The sequence below is a fragment of the Deinococcus budaensis genome, from assembly GCF_014201885.1.
GTDB classification, from domain to species: Bacteria; Deinococcota; Deinococci; order Deinococcales; family Deinococcaceae; genus Deinococcus; species Deinococcus budaensis.
On record NZ_JACHFN010000016.1, the window covers coordinates 34,235 to 55,835 of the forward strand.

17 protein-coding genes and 2 pseudogenes are annotated in these 21,601 nt (G+C 64.5%); 4 read left to right on the forward strand and 15 right to left on the reverse strand.

Annotated features, from left to right (window positions below):
* Positions 1 to 99: 99 nt before the first annotated feature.
* Positions 100 to 1,335: a tyrosine--tRNA ligase gene (gene tyrS, locus HNQ09_RS16175; protein WP_184031405.1), complete on the forward strand. Its 1,236-nt coding sequence runs from the start codon at positions 100 to 102 to the stop codon at positions 1,333 to 1,335.
* Between the two features lie 280 nt (positions 1,336 to 1,615).
* Here tyrS and pyk read toward each other — a convergent pair whose 3' ends face one another.
* From pyk to HNQ09_RS16200, 5 genes are all read right to left on the reverse strand, one after another.
* Positions 1,616 to 3,064 carry a pyruvate kinase gene (pyk, locus tag HNQ09_RS16180; RefSeq protein WP_184031406.1) on the reverse strand — a complete coding sequence of 483 codons (1,449 nt, stop codon included), beginning with the start codon at positions 3,062 to 3,064 and terminating at the stop codon, positions 1,616 to 1,618.
* Positions 3,065 to 3,175: 111 nt separating this feature from the next.
* Complete coding sequence (gene eno, locus HNQ09_RS16185) at positions 3,176 to 4,444, reverse strand: phosphopyruvate hydratase (protein ID WP_184031407.1); 1,269 nt, start codon at positions 4,442 to 4,444, stop codon at positions 3,176 to 3,178.
* Positions 4,445 to 4,667: 223 nt separating this feature from the next.
* Positions 4,668 to 5,750 carry a DNA polymerase III subunit beta gene (gene dnaN, locus HNQ09_RS16190; protein WP_184031408.1) on the reverse strand — a complete coding sequence of 361 codons (1,083 nt, stop codon included), beginning with the start codon at positions 5,748 to 5,750 and terminating at the stop codon, positions 4,668 to 4,670.
* A gap of 371 nt (positions 5,751 to 6,121) precedes the next feature.
* Positions 6,122 to 7,513 (reverse strand): chromosomal replication initiator protein DnaA, encoded by a 1,392-nt coding sequence (dnaA, locus tag HNQ09_RS16195; RefSeq protein ID WP_184031478.1) that lies wholly within the window; start codon positions 7,511 to 7,513, stop codon positions 6,122 to 6,124.
* A gap of 108 nt (positions 7,514 to 7,621) precedes the next feature.
* Complete coding sequence (locus HNQ09_RS16200) at positions 7,622 to 8,623, reverse strand: SDR family oxidoreductase (RefSeq protein ID WP_184031409.1); 1,002 nt, start codon at positions 8,621 to 8,623, stop codon at positions 7,622 to 7,624.
* Between the two features lie 34 nt (positions 8,624 to 8,657).
* Between HNQ09_RS16200 and HNQ09_RS16205 the strand changes: the two genes are divergently transcribed.
* A complete protein-coding gene (locus HNQ09_RS16205) occupies positions 8,658 to 8,945 on the forward strand; it encodes a hypothetical protein (protein WP_184031411.1) in 288 nt (95 codons plus the stop codon).
* A gap of 19 nt (positions 8,946 to 8,964) precedes the next feature.
* Here the strand turns inward: HNQ09_RS16205 and HNQ09_RS16210 are convergent.
* Positions 8,965 to 9,378: pseudogene (locus HNQ09_RS16210) on the reverse strand (DNA-processing protein DprA); the annotation flags it as partial.
* 626 nt (positions 9,379 to 10,004) lie between these two features.
* On the opposite strand from HNQ09_RS16210, the gene HNQ09_RS16215 reads away from it, so the two are divergent.
* Together HNQ09_RS16215 and HNQ09_RS16220 are read left to right on the forward strand one after the other, a co-directional pair.
* Positions 10,005 to 10,730, forward strand: coding sequence for a hypothetical protein (locus tag HNQ09_RS16215; RefSeq protein ID WP_184031412.1), 726 nt, complete (start codon positions 10,005 to 10,007; stop codon positions 10,728 to 10,730).
* 1,111 nt (positions 10,731 to 11,841) lie between these two features.
* A complete protein-coding gene (locus tag HNQ09_RS16220) occupies positions 11,842 to 13,722 on the forward strand; it encodes a recombinase family protein (protein WP_184031413.1) in 1,881 nt (626 codons plus the stop codon).
* Here the strand turns inward: HNQ09_RS16220 and HNQ09_RS16225 are convergent.
* From HNQ09_RS16225 to HNQ09_RS16265, 9 genes and pseudogenes are all read right to left on the reverse strand, one after another.
* Positions 13,658 to 14,326, reverse strand: a pseudogene (locus HNQ09_RS16225) (DNA-processing protein DprA); the annotation flags it as partial. The gene HNQ09_RS16220 and the pseudogene HNQ09_RS16225 overlap by 65 nt on opposite strands.
* Positions 14,327 to 14,364: 38 nt before the next feature.
* Positions 14,365 to 14,775 (reverse strand): hypothetical protein, encoded by a 411-nt coding sequence (locus HNQ09_RS16230; RefSeq protein ID WP_184031414.1) that lies wholly within the window; start codon positions 14,773 to 14,775, stop codon positions 14,365 to 14,367.
* On the reverse strand, positions 14,772 to 16,136 hold the full coding sequence (locus HNQ09_RS16235) for an ATP-binding protein (RefSeq protein ID WP_184031415.1): 1,365 nt from the start codon (positions 16,134 to 16,136) through the stop codon (positions 14,772 to 14,774). The genes HNQ09_RS16230 and HNQ09_RS16235 overlap by 4 nt, the downstream gene beginning before the upstream one ends.
* 95 nt (positions 16,137 to 16,231) lie before the next feature.
* A complete protein-coding gene (locus HNQ09_RS16240; protein WP_184031417.1) occupies positions 16,232 to 16,891 on the reverse strand; it encodes a response regulator transcription factor in 660 nt (219 codons plus the stop codon).
* Positions 16,892 to 17,308 carry a hypothetical protein gene (locus tag HNQ09_RS16245; RefSeq protein ID WP_184031418.1) on the reverse strand — a complete coding sequence of 139 codons (417 nt, stop codon included), beginning with the start codon at positions 17,306 to 17,308 and terminating at the stop codon, positions 16,892 to 16,894.
* A 195-nt stretch (positions 17,309 to 17,503) separates the two neighbouring features.
* On the reverse strand, positions 17,504 to 19,114 hold the full coding sequence (locus HNQ09_RS16250) for a dihydrolipoamide acetyltransferase family protein (RefSeq protein WP_184031419.1): 1,611 nt from the start codon (positions 19,112 to 19,114) through the stop codon (positions 17,504 to 17,506).
* 21 nt (positions 19,115 to 19,135) lie between these two features.
* Positions 19,136 to 19,369, reverse strand: coding sequence for a hypothetical protein (locus HNQ09_RS16255; RefSeq protein WP_184031420.1), 234 nt, complete (start codon positions 19,367 to 19,369; stop codon positions 19,136 to 19,138).
* A gap of 14 nt (positions 19,370 to 19,383) precedes the next feature.
* Positions 19,384 to 20,397 (reverse strand): alpha-ketoacid dehydrogenase subunit beta, encoded by a 1,014-nt coding sequence (locus HNQ09_RS16260; RefSeq protein ID WP_184031421.1) that lies wholly within the window; start codon positions 20,395 to 20,397, stop codon positions 19,384 to 19,386.
* The gene (locus HNQ09_RS16265; RefSeq protein WP_184031422.1) at positions 20,394 to 21,515 is read right to left on the reverse strand and encodes a thiamine pyrophosphate-dependent dehydrogenase E1 component subunit alpha; all 1,122 of its coding nucleotides are present in this window, start codon (positions 21,513 to 21,515) and stop codon (positions 20,394 to 20,396) included. The genes HNQ09_RS16260 and HNQ09_RS16265 overlap by 4 nt, the downstream gene beginning before the upstream one ends.
* Positions 21,516 to 21,601: the final 86 nt, after the last annotated feature.

Sequence of the window (21,601 nt, forward strand, 5' to 3'; positions counted from 1 at the left end):
CGCCGCTAGGGTGGGAGGGTCAGTCACAGCCTGAAATCCAACCCCGGGGCGGCGCACCTGCGACAGGCAAGTGCGCCGCCTTTTTTCTTTGGAGACCCCATGAACGACATCCGCCGTCAGCTGCCCGCCGAGGAACAACTTGAACTTCTGAAGCGCGGCGTCGTGGACCTCGTCACCGAGGACGACCTGCGCCGCAAGCTCACCCGCAGCCTGGAGACGGGCATCCCGCTGCGCGTCAAGCTGGGCGCCGACCCCACCCGGCCGGACCTGCACCTCGGGCACGCGGTGATTTTGCGCAAGATGCGGCAGTTTCAGGACCTCGGGCACCGGGTCATCATGCTGATCGGTGACTTCACCGCCATGATCGGCGACCCCAGCGGCAAGTCCAAGACCCGCCCGCCGCTGACGCTGGAAGAGACCCGCGCCAACGCCCAGAGCTACCTCGAGCAGTGCCGCCTCGTACTACGCGACGACCCCGAGGTGCTGGAGGTGCGCTTCAACGGCGAGTGGCTCGAACCGATGGGCTACGCGGACGTGATTCGCCTGGCGAGCCGCTACACGGTCGCCCGCATTCTGGAGCGCGACGACTTCACCAAGCGGCTGAACGCCGGAACGCCCATCAGTGTCCACGAACTGCTCTACCCGCTCACCCAGGGCTACGACTCGGTCGCGCTGCAAGCGGACGTGGAACTCGGCGGCACCGACCAGCTGTTCAATAACCTGGTGGGCCGCGCCCTGCAACGCGACTATGGGCAAGAAGCCCAGGTCGTGCTGACCCTGCCGCTGCTCGTCGGCCTCGACGGCGTGGAGAAGATGTCCAAGAGCCTCGACAACTACATCGGCCTGACCGACGAACCGCACCTGATGTTCGCCAAACTGATGAAGGTGCCCGACCCGCTGCTGCCCAACTACTTCACGCTGCTGACTGACCTGCCGCAGTCCCAGGTCGCTGAGCTGCTCGCCGGGCATCCGGTCGCCGCGCACCGCGTCCTGGCCCGCGAGGTGGTCGCCTGGCTGCACCCGGAAGCCGACCTCGACGCCGCCGAGGAACGCTTCCGCTCGGTGGCCCAGGGCGCCATCCCCGGGAACATCCCCAGCGTGGCTGTCCCGAGCGACCTGGCGGGCGACGACGGCCGCTACAGCGTGGCCCGGCTGGCGGTGCTGGCAGGCCTGGAACCCAGCAACGGCGCGGCCCGCAAACTGATTCAGAACCGCGGGCTGCGGCTCGACGGTGAGACCTACACCGAACCGCAGGGCAGCGTCGCGCTGCCGACGGGCGGCGTGGTCATCCAGAAGGGCAAGGACCGCTTCGTGCGGCTGACCCCGGGAACCTGAGCCGGGCCGCACGGGGCTGGGGCCTTCCTGCCCGGTCTGGGCGCTCCTGCGCTGGCTCCTGGCCGCGCCGGGTTATGCACAGGGCGGCTGTGGACAACCTCGCGGGGTGTGGACAACGTGCCCGGCGCCCCCCTGGGGGCGGGCCGCCAGGAGTTATCCACAGCGGGCATGTGGAAAAAGTGCCTCCCTGTGGACAAAAACTGGACCGGCCCATCACACGGACGTGACAGGTCGGTCCTTGCCCGTCTCCCGGCGGTCAGGCCAGAGAGGGAGACAGGGGCTACACGCGGTCGCTCAGGTCCTCCTCGCGCAGCCGCTCGACGCGCAGCATGTTGGTGGTGCCGCGCACGCCGAAGGGCACGCCCGCCGTGATCACGTAGCGGTCCCCGATCTCGGCCAGCCCGCTCTTTTTCAGCTCGTCGTTGGCGATGCGGACCATGTCGTCGGTGTCGTGGGGGTCCTCGCTGAGCATCGGGAACACGCCCCAGGACAGCGCGAGCTGGTTGCGGGTCTGTTCGTTGGGCGTCAGGGCCAGGATCGCCACGGCGGGCCGGTACTTGGCGATGCGGCTCGCGGCCCCGCCCGTGCTGGTAAAGGTCACGATGGCGGGGGCTTCGAGCTTCTCACCGATGGAGCAGGCCGCGTAAGCGATGGAATCCTGGGCGAGTTCGGTATCCACGACCAGCTGGCGCTGCATCACCGCGTAGTGCTCGCTGGACTCGGCCTCGCGGGCGATGCGGTCCATCATGGCGACCGCCTCGACCGGGTACTGCCCCGCCGCCGACTCGGCCGAGAGCATCACGGCGTCGGTGCCGTCGTAGATCGCGTTCGCCACGTCCGACGCCTCGGCGCGGGTGGGCCTGGGCAGGTGAATCATGCTTTCCAGCATCTGGGTCGCGGTGATCACCGGCTTGCCGGCCTCGCGGCACAGGCGGATCAATCGCTTTTGAATGGTGGGCACCTGCTCGGGGCGCATCTCGACGCCCAGGTCGCCGCGCGCCACCATGATCCCGTCCACCTCGCGCAGGATGTCGTCGAAGCGGTCCACCGCCTGCGGTTTTTCGATCTTCGCCATCAGCCTGGCCCGCGAGCCGAAGCGGGCGAGGTAATGCCGGGCGAGCAGCAGGTCGTCTCTCGAGCGCACGAAACTCAGGGCCACCCAGTCCACGCCCAGCCCCGCGCCGAATTCCATGTCCTGCACGTCCTTTTCGGAGAGCGCAGGCACCGAGAGGTCGGCCTGGGGCACGTTGATGCCCTTGTTGTTTTTCAGGACGCCGCCGATCACCACCTTGGTAAGCACGTCCCGGCCACGCACCGCCTCGACGCGCAGCGCCATGTTCCCGTCGTCGAGCAGCAGCAGCATGCCGGGGTGGACATCCTGCGCCAGCCCCTTGTAGGTGCTGCCCACCCGCGTCTCGTCGCCCTCGACGTCGTCCATGGTGATGGTAAACGGCTGCCCGCTTTCCAGCGTGACCGCGCCCTGGGCAAAGCGGCCCACCCGGATCTTGGGTCCCTGAAGGTCTTGCAGGATGCCGATCGCCACGCCCTTGCGCGCCGCGAGTTCGCGCACGAGCTGCACCGTCTGGCGGTGGTCTTCGGGGTCCCCGTGGCTGAAGTTCATGCGGACCACGTTCAGCCCCGCGTCGATCATCCGCCCCAGCGTGTCCGGATTGCGGCTGGCCGGGCCGATGGTGGCGACGATTTTGGTTGCCCTGTCAAAGTGTTTCATGGTGGGTCCTTGGGTAGTTCGGTGTTGGAAGCTCTTCCAGAGGGCAGACAGCTGTCAGCGATCAGCCGTGGGCACCCTCCGCAAGCTGATCGCTGACGGCGAGGACGCCTCTTACCTCAGCGCCCGCCGCCCCAGGTACACCGCGCGGTCTCCCAGCGCGTCTTCGATGCGCAGCAGCTGGTTGTACTTGGCGATGCGGTCGGAGCGGCTGGCCGAGCCGGTCTTGATCTGCCCGGCGTTGGTGGCGACGGCGAGGTCGGCGATGAAGCTGTCCTCCGACTCGCCCGAGCGGTGGCTGATGATGGTGCCGTAGCGGCTGCGCTTGGCGAGTTCGATGGCGTCCATCGACTCGGTCAAGGACCCGATCTGGTTGACCTTGACCAGGATCGCGTTGCCCACGCCCGTCTCGATGCCGCGCGCCAGGCGCTCGGGGTTGGTCACGAACAGGTCGTCCCCGACGAGCTGCACCCGGTCCCCGATTCTGGAGGTGAGCTGCTGCCAGCCGTCCCAGTCGTCTTCCGCCAGCCCGTCCTCGATGGACAGAATCGGGTAGCGGCTCGCCCAGTCGGCCCAGAAGTCCACCATCTCGGCGGTGGACAGGGTGCGGCCCTCGCTTTCCAGGTGGTACTGGCCGCCCTTGTACAGCTCGGTCACGGCGGGGTCGAGGGCGATCACGATGTCCCGGCCCGGCTCGTACCCGGCCTTCTCGATGGCCTCCAGCAGCACCTGGAGGGCTTCTTCGTTGCTTTTCAGGTCGGGGGCGAAGCCGCCCTCGTCGCCCACGTTGGTGTTGTACCCGCGCGCCGAGAGGACCTTTTTGAGGGTGTGGAAAGTCTCGGCGCCGTAACGCAGCGCCTCGCGGAAGGTCGGGGCGCCGACCGGCATCACCATGAATTCCTGAAAGTCGACCGAGTTGTCGGCGTGCGCGCCGCCGTTGATCAGGTTCATCATCGGGACGGGCAGCGTCTTGGCGTTGCTGCCGCCCAGATAGCGGTACAGCGGGAGGTCGAGGGCCTGGGCCGCCGCACGGGCCGTGGCGAGGCTGACCGCCAGGACCGCGTTGCCGCCCAGCTTCCCCTTGTTGGGGGTGCCGTCGAGCGCCAGCAGGGCCGCGTCCACCGCCCCCTGGTCCGAGGCGTCCAGGCCGACCACGGCGGGGCCGAGGGCCTCGTTCACGTTCTGCACGGCCTTCAGGACGCCCTTGCCGCTGTAGCGCTCGCCGCCGTCGCGCAGCTCCAGCGCCTCGTGGGTGCCGGTGCTGGCCCCCGAGGGCACGATGGCGCGGCCGGAAAAGCCGCTGACGAGGTGAACTTCGGCCTCGACCGTGGGATTTCCGCGCGAGTCGAGCACTTCACGGGCGATCACTTTCTCGATGTTCATGCGCTTGCCTCCTGCGTCAACTCTGAATTGCGGGCCTGTGCCTGCCTCAGCCTTCCGCCCTGGTCCCGGCCTGCGGGCGCCAGGTGTAACCCAGACACTATAAGCGCCCGCTGCCCGGTTGCCCCGGCGCCGGGGCGTCTGGGGCCACGGCTACACCGGGTTCAGTGAACCTGGGGGGTGGAGGCCGGGCCGGAGATGCCCCGTGCGGGCTTCCACAGGCCCCTCAGACCCTCAGCGTGACCATCACCGCCATGTAACCCCCACCCCCGCTCGCGCGGAAGATGGCGGGGCTGGTGGAGCCGGAAAAGAGCAGCTCGGCTTCGCCCTCGATCGGCCCCAGGGCGTCGAGCACGTGCCGGGCGTTGAACGCGAGGCTCATGGCGGGTTCACTGCCGCCCTGCACCACGTCCAGCGTGTCCTGGGCGCGTCCGTAGTCCCCCTCGGCGGCAAGCAGCAGTTTGCCCTGCGACACCTGAAACTCGACCCGGTTGTTGGCGTTCTTGTCGGCCAGCACGGCCACGCGGTTCACGGCCTCCTTGAGCGCGGTGGCGGGAAGGGTCACCTGAAGCTTGATGTCCTTGGGAATCACCCGCTCGTAGTCGGGAAAGTCGCCGTCGAGCAGCTTGAGGTTCATCCGGACGCGGTCGGTGGTCACGCTCAGCAGGCCCTCGCCGTAGGTGAAGCGGGCCTCGCCGTCCCTCAGGACCCGGATCAGCTCGTCGGCGCTGCGGGCGGGCACGATCAGGTTGCGGCCCTCGCCGTTCGCCGGAAAGTCGCGAATGGCGACCCGGTAGCCGTCCGACGCCACCACCCGCGCCGCGTCCGCGCGGTGCTCGAGCTTGATCCCCCGGAAGACCGCCTGAAAGGCCTCGTTGCTCGCGGCGTAGCGCACGCTGCCAAAGGCGCGGGCGAGTTCGGCGGCGTCGAGGCTCACGTCGGCATGGCCCGGAAAGGTCAGCGGCGGGTAGGCTTCCAGGTCTCCGGTCTGAAGCTTGAAATCCGAGCCGCCAGCGCGTACGGCGAGTTCCTGCCCGCTGATTTCAAGTTCGACGAGTTCGCCGCCCAGGCTGCGTACGATCTGCGCGAACAGATGGGCAGGCACCACGAAATTCTGCGGGTCCTGCACCTCCGCCGGAACGAAGCACGACAGGTCGATTTCGAGGTTGGTGCCGCTGAGGGTCAGGCCCCGGTCGCTGGCTTCCACCTTGAGCGCGGTAAGCAGCGGATTGGAACTGCGGCTGGGGATCACCCTCTCCAGCAGGCCGAGACCTTCGCTCAGGGTTTTCTTCGTGACGTGTGCTCTCATGCTGCCCCTCTCTGGGTTGGCTCCCTATCTTTTAACTGTTCTTCTTAACTAAAAAAGATAGTAGTAGTAGTAATAGGGCCTGTGGAAACTGTGGATAACTGGCTTCGGGCTGCGCTGGGAGGAGAAAAGTTATCCACAATAGACCTGTGGATAACCCCCTCAGCCTGTGGATAAGCTGTGGATAACTTGGGGGGTTATCCACAGGCTGGATGACCTGTGGATAACTGGCCGGTTTTTCCACAGGGTTATCCACAGGAAAAAGGCACTTATCCACAGCTTATCCACAGGGTTATCCACAGAAAGTGAAACTTTGCACGCGGATTTGGAACGGGATTTGGAACTTATTCGCCTCCCAACAGAACCGTACGCCGTCATTCTGTCCCCTCTTCGGGGTCATCCACGGCCTGCATCTGGCGGCGCAGGGCATCCACGGAGGCGGTCAGCTCGGCGTCCCGGCCCAGTTGTTCAGTGACCTTGGAGACCGCGTGCATCACGGTGGAATGGTCGCGGCCGAAAAACTGGCCGATTTCCGGCAGCGAGTGGCTGGTGAGTTCGCGGATCAGGTACATGGCGACCTGACGGGGCACGACGACCTCGCGCACCCGGCCCGAACCGCGCACCACGTCGGGCGGCATGTTGAAGTGCGCGGCGGTGGCCCGCAGCACGTCCATCATCTCGACCTTGATCTCTTGCGGCGCGAACACATTGCTCAGTGCCTTGGCCGCCACCGCCCGCGAGAAGGGCACGCTATTGAGGCTGGAAAAGGCCACCACCCGCATCAGGGCGCCCTCCAGTTCACGGATGTTGCTGGTGACCTGCCGGGCGATCAGTTCCAGCACCTCCTGCGGAATGTCGATGCGGTTGTGCTCGGCATTCATCTTCAGGATCGCCACCCGCGTCTCGTACTCGGGGGACTGGATATCGGTGATCAGGCCCCACTCGAAGCGGCTGCGCAACCGGCCTTCGAGGGTCTGAATGTCTTTGGGGGGACGGTCGGAACTCAGGATGATCTGCTTGTGATTCTCGTAGAGCGCATTGAAGGTGTGGAAAAACTCCTCCTGCGTGCGCTCTTTGCCCGCCAGGAACTGGATATCGTCGACGAGCAGCAGGTCAACCGAGCGGTAGCGGTTGCGAAACTGCGTCATTTTGTCGTCCCGGATCGCGTTGATCAGGTCGTTGGTAAAGGACTCGGTCGAGACGTACTCGATGCGTTTTTCGGGGAATCTCTCGGTGATGTAGTGCCCGACCGCATGCATCAGGTGGGTCTTGCCCAGGCCCACGTCCCCGTAGATGAAGAGCGGATTGTACGCCTTGCCGGGCGACTCGGCCACCGCCAGCGCCGCCGCGTGCGCGAGGTTGTTGTTCGGCCCCACCACGAAGTTTTCGAAGGTGTATTTGGGATTGAGGCTCTTGCGGTTCTCGGCGGGAAAGGCGGCGGGAGCCTGGCGCGGCCCGGGACCGGAGCGGGCCGGAGGCGGGGCGGGCGGCGGGTCCTGGGGCAGGATCATCGCCTCCTGCACGGCGGGCAGCACCTGGAAGCTGACCTGCGGGTTCTGCGCGCCCAGGCTTCTCAGGGCATCTTCCAGCAGTTCCAGGTAATGCTTGCGAAACCACTCCTGCGCGAAGGAGTTCCGCACGCCCAGCACCAGCGACCCCTCCTGCACGCCCAGGTTCTTCACCGGAGCGAACCAGGTGTGGTACTCGACTTCCGAAATGTTTTTGCGGACGTACCCCAGCACGTCCGCCCAGATTTCCTGCGAGATAACGCGCACCTCCCCCGTGGTCTTGCCCGCTTCGAGCTTGCGCGGCCAGCATAGCACTGGCCCGTCTCTCTCCCATCTGAGGGAAAGGGGGGGGCAGGCCGCCCCGGCTCAGCCCCGCGCGCCCCGCACGGCAGCGAGCACCTCGGCCTCACGCTCCGGGGTCAGGAAGGACTTTTGTGGAGTGTCCGCGCTCCAGGCCCGGGTGTCCCGCGCCGTGGTGACCGGGTCCGTGTGGGTCAACCCTGCCGCCCGCGCCCGCGCGAAGGACACGTCCATCAGGCCGCCCTGTTCACCGTCGGCCGGGACGTACACGGGCAACTCGCTCCAGCCCAGGCCCTGCGCTTCCAGCGTGGCGGCGTCCACCCAAACGGGCTGGGCGTCTCCTGCGGTCGCCTCCCGCACGGTCTGCACGAACTCCTGCCACGTCAGGCGCGGCCCGGCGAGGTTGAAGGTGCCCGGCACGTCCTCCTCCAGCACGGTCACGGTGAAGCGGGCGAGGTCGCGGGCGTCGATCACCTGCATGGCGTCGGAACCGTCTCCGGGCGCCAGAAACTCGCCGCCTGCCGCGATCCGGTCCACCCAGTAGGTGTAGCGCCCGGTCGGGTCGTGGGGACCGGCCACGATCTGCGGGCGCAGCACGGTGGCGCGCTCGCCGCAAACCTCCTCCACGATGTGCTCGCAGGTGACCTTCAGCGGTCCGTAGGTCTCGCCCGTCACCTCGGTCACATCCTCCCCGGCGGGGGGCAAGAGGGGGTCGTCCTCGCGGACGGGGTGGCGACCTTGCTCGGCGTATACGCTGACGGTGCTCACGAAGACGTAGCGCCCGATCCGGCCTTGCAGCGCCTCGGCGCTCGCGCGCACCTGCCGGGGCGTGTAACCGCTCACGTCCACGCAGGCGTCCCAGCGGCGGCCCTCCAGCGCCGCGAGGCCCGCCGCGCCCTCGTCGCGGTCCCCCTTGAGGCGCTCGACCGCGTCCGGCAACTCGTCGGGCGTACGCCCGCGCGTCAGCACGGCGACCCGGTGCCCCCCGGCCAGCAGCGCTTCCACGATATGCCTTCCGACGAACTGCGTTCCGCCCAGCACCAGCACGCTTAGCCCCGGCCTTGTCATGCCCGCAGCATCCCACGGCCCTACAGTGGGACGCATGAAGGTGCGTTTCACGTCTGGCCGGGTGCGCGTCCGCCTCGACGATCTGGAGGTCGCGGCGCTGGCGCGCGGCGACGACCTCGCGGCCCGGGTGGACTGGCCGGGCGGAGGCTGGGCGCTGACGCTCGACCCCGCTTCCGAGGGCGTCTCAGGCGAGGGCGGAACGCTGCGGGTGGGCCTGCGTGCGCGGCTGCCGGAGCTGCTCGACGAGGCGCGAGAAGGCGTGACGCTCCCGGGGCCGCCGCGCGTGGACGTGGAAAAGGACGACGGGCCGCCGCACGCCTGACGCTCCCCTCTCCCCTCCCCTACCGCCGCGCCCAGCGTCCGCCGATTTCCTCCGCCAGCCCCATAAGCTGGAGCATCACCAGCGCGGTCTGGAGGTCGGGCAGCGCCAGGCCGGTCGCCCCGCGCAGGTCGTCGAGGGTGGCGGGGGTACTCAGGGCGGCGTGGACGCGGGCCTGCTCGGGCGGGAGGTCGGGGGCGGGCACGGCGGGGGCTTCGCCCCAGCCCAGCTCGCTGAGGATGTCGGCGGCCGTTTCGGTCAGGACGGCGCCCTCGCGCAGCAACCGGTGCGGCCCGGCGGCGCGGGGATCTCCGGCGCGGCCCGGCACGGCGAAGACCGTGCGCCCGCATTCCAGCGCGTGGGTCGCGGTGATCAGGCTGCCGCTTTTCAGCTCGCCCTCGACGACCACCGTCGCCGCCGACAGCGCCGCGATCAGGTACGCAAAAAGGAGCGGGAAACTGGGTAAAGCGTTTCCTAGCCGCTGAAATCCGAGAGTTTTACTCCCGCTAACCTGCCAGAACACACAGCCGAGAGACCAGACAGGGCACCCCCAGAGGTGTCCTTTCCCTTTTCCCTGTAAGCCCCTGCATTTGCCCCAGAACCGTCCTAAAAGGCTTAGGAGAACCCACTAGGAGGAAATCCCCCTGTTAAAAGGTTGCAGAGCCGTCTAGAGCCTCACAGAGACATTTGGTTGGAATAAGTCTGTTGATTTCTGACTGTCATGTTTCTGTCCATTAATCTTGGACATGACTAGACATTTTACTTGATAACAGGCGGGAGTAACTAGAAAGAATCACGGTATTGCTGTATCATTACTACAATCAATTAGAGGTGATTACATGACTACCACATTAGGCAGAGTTTATTCTGCACAGTCAGCAGCAAAGATTCTAGGCATTCCAAAAATGACAATGCACAGACGTATTAGGCAGGGTTTTATTAGGATTCAGAATATCGGCACAGAAAGGAAACCCATTTACGCAATCCATGAGGCAGACTTACTCAGGTTTAAAGGATACTTAGAGGGTAATCTAGACCTAGAAGACCTTTAGAGAATAGAAAATGACGCCCTATCAAATGATAAATAGGGCGGTAATGGGCGAGCACGGGTTGACGGTTGGGGAACTGTATCAACACCCGAACAAGCGAGATTTGATTTTTAGTGTGATTGCGAAATTGAGAGAGTCTGGGGTTTGGACAGAACCCGCTAGACTCAAGGGAAAATCAACAGCCGAGAGAGAACGGAGCAAGGTTGCAGAACGCTTACTGTACGCTCAGGGCTACCACGGTGGGGATTTCTACTCAATAGTTTTTGAACTTGGCTCATTGCCGCTGTACAACGAAAAAACATGGAACACGGCTAAAGATTACTCAGAGCGGTTATTGGGTAAGGTTCCCCGGTACGAAAAACTAGAACATGCAAACGTGAGGAGCAATGGAACTCATTTCCATGCTTTAACCCTGCTCGACAACCATCCAGTTATCCCGGCTAATTTTCCAGTGATTGTAAGGGCTATCCCAATTGGTGTGGGAGCTTACGCCGTTATCCCGCTAGAGACTCAAATCAGAAAGTTTGTTGGCTACGAACAAAAAGAGATTGACAGCAGAGGAAAGAAAGGTAGAAAGGAGTTGAGAGCCTACGCTTACGCCGATTGGTGGGACTCAGAATATGCTAAACGGCAACAGGAGAACTACAGGGTAGAACTGGATATCAAAACGGGAAAGGTAGTAACCAAACCACCGAAACGCCTAGTCTTTAGTCGCACGGTTGGACTGCATGGATTCTGACGGTTATTTGTGTGTATGCCCTCCCCACCTAACTCCGTCACCTATCCAAAAACACCGCCCTACACAGCATTACCCACCAAAAAGCAGGTACTTACTATGACCTAACCCTATCACAAAACTTTACAAATGAAAAGCAAGAAAAACATTATCAACAGGTTTAAAATTTCTCCCTCAATACCCAGTAGGAGTACTCTTTCTGCACTTGCAACAAGCAATAGATGAGCAGCAGGATAGCCGAGAAATACGCACTGATTATTCTGCATTTTAGGTGCTCTTTTACTATGTCTTTTACGGAGTCTTTGGCATTGAAATCATGAGCTACTGGTAATCATTGACAATTATTTTGAGTAGGCTTAAATAGGAGAACAAGATGAATAACCCGACTATCAATCGGCTTCAAGTCTGTTTCCCAAAATCAGGAATATTTATTTTGAGTAAAATAAATCAGCAATACTAACGTGCAGGACAGCTATTTGGAAATACAGATTAGGAGTATCCCCAGTATTACCGTTACATTTAAGCTCCGTCGCCTTATTCAGTGACACCAATGCGTTTAAGAGATTTACGTGTGTTCTGTAATCATTCAACTGACTTGTTGATATGCTTGTGGCCGGAGTAGAAGTAAAATACGCCGTAAGCCTCTTATTGTACTCGACTTGAGCAGACATAGTAACAATGATTCTAGCTCTGGCAAGAGTGCATTGGGAAATATTTAAAGCCTGCCAGAGATTAACGGTTTCAGTGTAAGTATTTAGGCTGTCAACGTACCTTGTCACGGACTCACTCGGCGTGGGAAGAGTTTGAGCCAGAGACAAACCAGATAGGAACAGCGGCATCAGGAAGAACTTTTTCATGCCCTAGTCTAAAGGTCTTTGCTCTCATGGGGGAGGCCAAACCTGCCAGAGTACAGGAAACAAAGTCTATGCAGATATGCAAAGTCCCATCCGCTGATAGTTTCTTTTATCATCGGATAATCAGGTGCATAAATGGGCAGTTATTCACTCAGAGTTACTCAGGATAATTTCGGTTCTGCGGAGTAGGGTTCTGGCTTGCTCTTTGAGCTGGCTCAATTTCCCTACCCTTTTTGCGCTGTCAGGCTGTAGGCTGGGGCATGGCCCTGACCTTTATTACGTACAGCAGAGTCAGCACCCGGTCTCAGGGGGACTCATGGTCTCCGATTACCCAGCTCAATAGCTGCCATGAGTTCGGAATCTCTCAGGGCTGGAAACCTTACAAGAAAGAGCCGCACATTCATGACACTCAAACGGGGGTCTCCTACGAAGAAAGAAAGGGAATTCAGCGAGCCTTAGAGCTGGTACGGGCTGGCCTAGTCCAAAGAGTCATTATCAATGACATTGACCGTGCAGGCAGAGACGGGGAAAAGCTCAGGAAATTTATTGAGGATATCTACCAGATTAAGGGGGCAAGACCTATCATTAGTCTTGACTCTAGAGAGTTTGCGAGTGCTGACGAATTTATCCAAGCGTATCATTTCCAGATTGCCGTAGCCGAGCACAATAGACGAAAGATTATTATTGAGACTCGCCGGGGCATGAAAACAGCTTTTAGAGCGGGAGCTTACCTAACGTCTCCCCCATTTGGGTATCAGAGAGCAAAAGAGCTAGTGTCTGTAAGTGGAATGCAGGTAAACGTCACTAAGCTTAAACCTAATCCCATTGACTCAGACCTAGTTAGACAGGGCCTAGAATACTTTGCGGAGACTCAGAGCTACAGACAAGCCGCTGTCATGCTAAATAAATACAATCTAGTAAAGAACCCAGAGAGGAGACGTTCTTTCATTGCAACAAGCATGACAAGAATGTTTGACAATTTAGACCTTTATTTAGGTCTGCCCTACGTTGTAACCCGTGAGATTAACGGGGAGAAACTTACTCAGACCCAGCAACATGAACCTATTATTACTCAGCAGCTAGCCGAGAGAGTAAGAACGGCAGATAAGCTCAGAAACAGGGATATTCCGGGTACCCTGCCTAAACCTTTTCGCCGTCTGATTACCTGTTCATGCTGCGGCAACTTAGCCAAAGTCTGCACCAAAACCCCAGCTAACACCAAAAGAGTAAGTGACTATCATTACACTATCTGCTTTGGCCGTAGCAAGAGCCAAAACTATGCCCGCGTAGGATTGCCTCACCTAGTCAAAGAAACCAAGTGTAATTCTGAAATAGGAACTAGCAAGTTTATTAAACACCTAAACCAATTCCTAGATACTCTCGATGACGGTCTCTTTCAGACTAAGCTAGAGGAGATTATTGCTAATCGAATTAGTGAGGTGCGTCACACGGGTTACAGCATTGATGAACTAGAGGAGGAAAAAGAACAGCTTATCAATGAGCTTGCCGAAACAGAAAATAAGATTGTCAATCTAGCAGGGGGCGAATTAGGGAGAGTTGGGGCAGTCCTAGAAAGAAAGCTGGATAACATTGAGACAAACTTAGAGAGAGTGAGAGAGTCCATCCAAGAAAAGACAGAACTCTACGCTAAAGAAATCAGTGAGCTTTCTAGCATGGGTATTAGCAGAGAGGCTCTAGAGAGTGTGCAGATTGAGGAGGACAAAGAAACAGTACACTTAGCCAAAATGATTCTAGAAAGGTCTCAAGCTGGGGCAGACGTGGCAGAGTTAGGAGAATTGATACTCAAGGCGGGTACGTTTGCCGAGCAAAAAGAAAGAGAACTCAATAGCTCCTTTTTCAGAGAGCTTGTTGTTTCACACTCCTTGAAAATAACTGAGTTGCTAGGAACCCTGAGGACTAGCCTAGCCGCTAAGGACTGGACCACCGTCAATGAGACAATGGCGGCAATTGGGCTGTCTTTCGTGGGCGACTACAGCGAGAGGGACAGGGAGAAACGGGTAGCAAGTATCAGACTGGTCATGCACGGGGATATTTCCCTACCCTATTCTCCTGACCTATCAGGCGGTTGCGGGTCGGGAAATGGTGCTGCGCGGGGCCGGTGCCCAGCGGGTACTCGCTGAGCAGGGTCAGGCGGCGGGCCAGGGCCGCGTTCTCGCCCGGGTAGATGCGGTCCACGGCGCTGCCCAGCACGCCCACGCTGGGGCCGCCCGCGTCCACGCTGGCCTCGTGGGCGACGGTGTCCACGCCGCGCGCCAGTCCGCTGACGACCGTCACCCCGGCCCGCGCGAGGTCGGCGGCGAGCTGCCGGGTCAGGCCCAGGGCGTGCGGGCTGGCCCCCCGGGTCCCCACGATGCCCACCGCGCGGGGAACGACCGGGAAGTCGGGCAGGTCACCGCGCACCCACACCACCGCTGGCGGGTCTCCCAGCGCGTCGAGCGCGGCGGGATAGCCCTCCAGCCCGCGTCCCAGCAGGGTCACGCCCGCCTGCCGCGCCCGGCCGAGTTCCGCCTGCGCCTGCTCGCGAGGCCCCGCCGTGCCCAGGCCCGCCACCCACTTCGCGTCCAGACCGGGCACGTTCCGCAGCGCCGTCAGGGAAGCCCCCAGCGCCGCCTGCGCACTTCCGAAGTGCCGCCGCAGGGTCTCGGTGCGCCGGGGCCCCAGGCCGGGCGTGAAGCGCAGGGTCAGCAGCGCCTGGAGTTCGGCGCGGTCGGTGGTCGTGGTCACCGGGTCAGGATAGCGAGCCCCCTCTCCCGGCGCGGCCCTCACCCCGGCGGGGGAAGCGTCAGCGTCTGCCCGCTGGACGCCTGATAGATCGCCGCCACCGGTCGTCCCTCCCGCCGCCCGGCCCTCAGGGCCTCGCGCACGGCCCGGTCCCGTGAGCGGCACCCGGCGACGATATCGAGGTAGAGGCAGCCACCAGGATGAATCCAGGCCCCCAGGGCGGCCCAGCCGCAGCCGCCCTCCCCGAGCAGCGGCCCGTGCTGCTGGAGAAAGGCCCTCAGCCCGGCCTCCCAGTCCGCGGCAGGCTCCAGAATCAAGGTTCGGCCGGGATGCCGTGGAAAGAGCCACCGGTCGCCCGGATCGGCAGGCTGTCCGGACGGACCGAAAGTGGCGCCGCCCGCCGCCCGGATTTCCCGGAGCAGCGCCCGGACCACCCCCGGCGCGGGGGTCACGAGAGTTGCAGCGGCGCGCCGGGGTCCAGTTCCTCCGGCTCGTCGTCCTCATCCCCCAGGGCCGCGCCCGGGATGCTCAGCACGAACTCGGCGCCGCCGCCCGCCGGGGTGCTGGCCCGCAGGGTGCCGCCGTGCAGCCCCGCGATCTGACGCGAGACGCTCAGGCCCAGGCCGCTGGAGCCGCTGCCGCTGACAAAGGGGTCGAAGATCCGTTCTCCCAGGTCGGCGGGCAGGCCGGGACCGCTGTCGCGCACGGTAAAGGTCGCGTGCTCGGCCGTCTCGGTCAGGGTCAGGGTGACCGTGCCCTCCGGCCCGGCGGCGCGGCGGGCGTTGGCAAGCAGGTTGCGCAGCGCCTGGGTCAGGCGGTCGGGGTCGCACAGCAGCATCCCCCCCCAGCCGCCCGCGAAGGTGGTGCCGGGCACCAGCCGGTCGAGGCGCCCGCGCAGCGTGGCGGCGGGGATAAAGTGCCACGCCACCTTCATCTCCAGCTGCCCGCGCGCGAGCTGCATCAGGTCCTGGGTCGTGAAGGTCAGCTCGTCGGCCACCAGGGCGGCGCGGGCGACCTCGGGGTCGTGGGTGCGGTCGGCGGCGCGGGTCAGGCTGGCCTGAAGCACCGTCAGCGGGGCGCCGAGTTCATGCACGATCTGCCCCAGCAGCTGTTTTTCACGCGCCTGCCCGGCCTCGATGCGGACCAGCAGGCGGTTGAGGGCGGCCAGCAGGCGGTGGACCTCGTCCTCGCGCTGCGGCAGCGGCAGGGTGGCGACGCTGCGCGTGGGGTCGATGCGGTCGGCCAGGTCGGCGGCCTCGCCCAGGTCGGCCAGCGCCCGCTTGCCCACCCACCAGCCCAGCGGCAGCATCAGCGCCGGGGTGAGCAGCAGCGCCAGCAGCAGCGCGCGGGTGGCGCTCTCGCGGGCGTTCACCAGGTCGTCTTCGGGCAGCGCCACCCAGACGGTTCCGAAGTCCCCGGCGGGGCGGGTAGCGGCGCGCATGGGCGTGTCCAGGATGGGAAAGCGGCTGCGGCCCGCGTACGGAAAAGGCTCGCCCGAGGTCAGCCGCAGCGAACTCGCCGCCGCGATCACCCGGCCCTGGTCGTCCAGAATGGTGGTGTAGCCGTTGATGGGGGGCAGCTTCTCGCCCAGGCCCAGTTCGAGATTGGTGAAGCGTTCGGCCACAGCCTCCGCCCGGTCCTCCAGCCTCGCTTGAAATTGCCGGTCCATGCTGCGCAGCAGCAGCGTCATTACGCCCAGGCCGATCACGCTGATCAGGGCCAGCGCCACCAGCGTGTACACCAGCGCCAGCCGGAAGCGCAGGCTGTGGCGCCACGCCACCCGCGCCGAGCGCAGCGGGGCCGCGCGGGTCACGGGGCCTCCCGCAGGAACCGGCACGCCCCACTCCGGCGGGGAGGCGCGGGGTGGGGCGGGGTCGGGATCATATCCGGAGTGTAGGCCGGGGCGTCTTACGCTTGCAGCACATACCCGACATTGCGGATCGTGCGGATTCTCAGGTCGCTGGCGGCGTGCTCCAGCTTCTTGCGCAGCTGCGAGATGCGCACCTCGACCGAGTTGCTGTTGGGCGTCTCCCAGCCGTAGAGGTGCGACTCGATGTCGGCGCGCGAGAAGACCCGCTCGGGGGTCCGCATCATCAGCTCCAGAATGCGCGCCTCGTGCTCGGTGAGGTTCACGTTCTTGTCGTTCACCGTGAGCAGCAGGCTGCTGGTGCTGAGGCTGGTGTTGCCCAGGTTCACGCCCGTTCCGGCGGCGGTGCGCCGCAGCAGGGCGGTGATCCGCGCGTCGAGTTCAGGCATCGCGAAGGGCTTGGTGAGGTAGTCGTCGGCGCCGGCATTCAGCCCCGCGACCCGCTCCTGCACTCCCGAGCGCGCTGAGAGCACCAGGACCGGCGTGCTGGAGTACTGCCGCAGCGCCTGTACCAGATCGAGGCCGTCGCCGTCAGGCAGGTTGAGGTCGAGCAGGATCAGCTGCGCCGAGTGGGTGCCCAACCAGGCCTGGGCGTCCCTCAGGGTCGCGGCGTGGTGAACGAGGTAGTCGGCAGAGAGGTATTCCTTGAGCAGCGGGCCGAGGTGGGGATCGTCCTCCACCACGAGAATCTGGGCGAGCATTCAGCGGCCTCCTTCGGGGCGGTCGGGGGTCTTGTCGGTCACGTTGCGTAGGCCCGGCAGGCTGAACACCTGTCCGGCAGGCTGCGGGGTCAGGGTCAGCTTCAGGCTGCTTAGAAAGCGGGTCAGGGTCACGGTGGTGTTGCCGACCTCCAGCGTGAGCTGTCCGGCCCTGAGGGTGCCCGGATAGCTGCTTTGCAGGCTGGGGTAGAGGCCACGGGCCTTCTCGTCCTCCTCACGGGAAAAAACCACCTTGACCGGGCCGCTGTAGTCCTTGACAAGCTGCACGGTCATGCGGCTGCCGCTGGTCTCGCCGTACCCCACCTTGAGCTGAAGCTCGGGATCCCAGACCGTGAGTTTGAGCGCCTGCGCCGAGCTGGCGAGGGCAAACAGGGTCAGCAGGGCGAGGGTGCGGGTCATCGGGGTCACTGTATCCAATCCTCGGGCGCCCGACTGAGAGGGGGCGTCCTATGACTTCCCACCCTAGCGGCCCAAGCTGACGCCCCCGTGACGCGCCTTTGAGCAGAGATTTACAGCGGCGCAGGCCCTGTTTGCCCGCCGCCGCGCACCAGAGGGGCGGCCAGCCTGGGGGGCCAGCCGCCGGGAAAGTGGACCTTACATCGCTTCCAGCATCAGCCGGTCGGGGTTTTCCAGCAGGCGGATGACTTCCTTGCAAAAACGCGCGGCCTCGGCGCCGTCCACCAGGCGGTGGTCGAAGGACAGCGAGAGGTACATCATGTGCGCGACCACGATCTCGCCCTGCTCGTTCACGATGGGCCGCCTCACGATCGAGTGCACGCCCAGGATCGCCGCGTCAGGCACGTTGATGATCGGGAAGGAGAACAGCGCCCCGATGGAGCCGATGTTGGTGACGCTGAAGGTGCTGCCTGCCAGCTCGTCGGGCGTGAGTTTCTCGGCGCCCGCGCGGCCCGCCAGATCGGTGACCTGGGAGGCCAGCTCGAAGATGCTTTTGTGGTTCACGTCGCGCAGCACCGGCACTGTGAGGCCCGCGTCGGTGGCGACCGCCATGCCGAGGTTGTAGTACCGCTTCATCACGATCTCGCCGGTCGCCTCGTCGAAGGACGAGTTGAGGCTGGGGTACTTTTTCAGCGCCGCCGCGACCGCCTTGAAGATAAAGGGCAGGTACGAGAGCTTGACGCCCGCCGCCTGCGCGTCGTCCTTGACGCGGCTGCGGAACTCGACCAGCTTGGTCAGGTTCACTTCATCCACCGTCAGAGTGCGGACGGTGTAGAGGTGGCTGGCCTGCATCTGGTTGGAGATCGCGCGGCGCATCCCGCGCAGCGGCACCCGGTCTTCGAGGTGCTCGTAGCCCTTGGGGGTGCGGTACTGCACGGGCGCGACGGGCATTCCCCCGGTGCCTTTGGCGGCGGGCGCGGCGGGGGCCGGGGCAGGCTGGGGGGCGGCCTGGGTGGGAGCCGCCACCGGAGCGGGGGCGCTTGGGGCCGGAGCGGCCGGAGCCGGGACTGTCTGGGCGCTGTTGCCCTGGGTATGCGCCATCACGTCGCCCACCCGCACCCGCCCGTTGGGACCGCTGCCCTGCACCTGCGCGAGGTCCACGCCCAGCTCGCGGGCCATCTGGCGGGCGGCGGGCACGGCCAGGACGCGGCCGTCGGTGCGCCCGGAAGGCGTCTGGGCGCGGTTGAGGATCGCGCCCGTGCCGCCCGTGTAGGTGCCCGGCGCCCCGCTGCCGCTGCGGTTGCCCAGCCCCTCCAGCCGCACGGCCTCGTCGGAGGCGAAGGCCTTGAAGAGGCTGGTGTCGTCCTCCCCCTTGGCGGCCACGTGCCCGGCCTCCACGATGCTTCCGCCCATCTGCTCGCGCTCCTCGGTCGCCTGAACCGGCAGCTCGGCGTCCACGGTCGCCGGGTTCTCGCCCGTCTCCTGAATCGCCTGGGTGGCGCTGGGGGCCGCACTCGCGGCAGCGTTCTGCACGCTCTCCCCTCCCCCGCTGGCCTGGGCGCCACCTGCCGCGCCCGCCTCGGCAATCACGGCGATGGCGGCGTGGACGGCGACCACGTCGCCTTCCTGGGCCAGACGCTTGTGCAGCACGCCCGCGTAGGGGCTGGGCAGCTCGACCGTGACCTTGTCGGTCATCACCTCGCAGAGGGGCTGCTCCAGCGCGACCGTCTCGCCCTCCTGCACCAGCCATTTGAGAATCTCGCCCTCGACCACGCTCTCGGCAAGTTCGGGCAGCAGCACTTCTTTCATTCGGACCTCGATTCAGTGGGGTTAGCGGAAAAACAACATGCGGGCCAGGCCGTACAGCGCGAGCAGCAGGCCCAGCACCTGAATCCAGCGCTCTCCCTGCGCGTAGACCCAGGCGGCGGCGCCCAGCGCCAGAAACAGCAGACCGACCACGACTGGGGGCCACGGCTCCGGCAGCCGCCCGATCAGCGGATACACGCCGAAGCCGATGGCCAGCCCCAGCATTCCCAGCAGGGGCCGCCACAGGTCAGGTTTCACGTCGTCCGGCCCGGCTAATAGTTCAGCGCCTGCACGCAGGCCGCCGCGATGCGGTTGGGGCCGGGAAGGTACACCTTGTCCTGCACGTAGGGGTACGGCGTGTCGAAGCCCGCGACCTGCATGACCGGAGAAAGCAGCCCGTCAAACAGCTGCTCCTGAATCACGTAGGCGACCTCGCCCATGAAGTTGGCGGTGCGCGGCGCCTCGCTGACCAGCACGGCGCGGCCCGTCTTGCTGACGCTCTCCAGCACCAGCTCGCGGTCCCAGGGCACCAGCGAGCGCAGGTCAATCACCTCTGCCTGCACTCCCTCGGCGGCCAGGGCCTGCGCGGCCCGTTCCACGTCGGGCATCACGCCGCCGTAGCCGATGAGGGTGAGGTCGCTGCCCTCGCGGCGCACCGCCCCCTTGCCGATCTCGACGGTGTAGTCGCCCGCCGGAACCTCGCCCTTCGCCGCGCGGTAAAGCCGCTTGGGTTCGAAGTAGATCACCGGGTCGCCCCCGCGCACGGCGGCCTTGAGCAGCCCCTTGGCGTCGTACGGGGTCGACGGCATCACGACCTTGAGGCCGGGGGTGTGCGCGAAGTAGCTTTCGGGACTCTGCGAGTGGTGGTGCCCGCCCTTGACCCCGCCGCCCGAGGGGGTGCGGATCACCAGCGGCGCGGTGAACTGCCCGCCCGAGCGGTAACGGATCTTGGCCGCCTGGCTGATGATCTGGTCGAAGCCGGGACCCATGTAGTCCGCGAACTGGATCTCCGCGATGGGCCGCATCCCGCGCACCGCCATGCCGACCGCCGCGCCCACGATGCTCGCCTCGGACAGCGGGGTGTCGAAGACGCGGTGCTTGCCGAAGCTGGCCTGGAGGCCCGCCGTCGCCAGGAAAACCCCGCCGCGCGCGCCCACGTCTTCTCCAAAGACGACCACCCGCTCGTCGCGGGCGAGTTCCTCGTGCATCGCCTCGGTGATCGCCTGGATCAGGGTGAGGGTGCGGGTCTCCCCCGCCGCCGCCGGTTTGCTCTGGGTGGCGGTCATGCGCGGCCTCCCACGGCTGTACCCGTCTGCTCGGCGCGCAGGAAGGCCTCCTGCTCGCGCAGATGCACCGGAATGTCGGCGTAGACGTCCTCGAACATGATCTGCCAGTCGGGCTGCCCGGTCGCCTCGGCGGCCAGGACGGCCTCGTCCACCTCGCGGTGGGTGGCGCGGGTCAACTCGGCGATCTCTCCCGCGTCGATGGGCGCGCCCAGGTGCTCCAGCAGCCGCTCGACCCGCACAATCGGGTCGCGGGCCAGCCATTCGTTCACTTCTTCGCGGGTGCGGTAGTTCTTCTCGGCGTCCGCGTCGGCGTTGGAGTGCGAACCGACCCGGTAGGTCAGGCATTCGACGAGCGCCGGACCCTGCCCCGAACGGACCCCCTCCGCCACGTGCGACAGCACCTCGATCACGGCCACGATGTCGTTGCCGTCCACGTAGTAGCCGGGCATCCCGTAGGCCTTGGCCTTGATGTGGATGGTCTCGCTGGCCGTCTGCTCGCGCAGGTGGGTACTGATCGCCCACTGGTTGTTCTCGCAGACAAAGAGGCAGGGTGCCCCAGCCGCGCCCGCCATGTTCATGCCCGCGTGCCAGTCGCCCTCGCTGGTGGCGCCGTCCCCGAAGGTGCAGACGGTGATCTCGTCCACGCCGAGGTACTTCTGGGCCATGGCGTTGCCCGCAGCGGGCGGCACCTGCGAGGCGATGGAGGAACTGATAGACACGAAGTTCTGGGCCGCCGAGCCGAAGTGGTGCGGCATCTGGCGGCCCCGGCAGAGGTCCGAGTTGGTGCCCAGGCACTGGCTGACGATGTCGAGCATGGACACGCCCATCGCCAGACCCAGCGCGTGGTCGCGGTAGTAGGGCCACACCCAGTCGTGCCCGATGCGCAGCGACCGCGCCAGGCCGACCTGGGTGGCTTCCATGCCGCTGGCCTGCGCGTAGAAGGTGGTGCGGCCCTGCCTGAGTAGCGTGACGAGTTTCTTGTCGAACTCCCGGGCGCGCACCATCTCGCGGTGCAGTTCACGCAGCAGCTCGGGCGTGAAGCGCGCGGGCAGTTCCCGGATTGGTTGGCCGTCTTCAGACACCCAGCGCAGGGGGTCAGACGTGAACGGCTGAATCATGGGAAGCCTCCTGAGCGCCGGGGCCGCAGGCGCCGCCGGGTCGGGCGGCACTCCAGCTCCAGGGTCTGGCTAACGCTCGTTAGGCA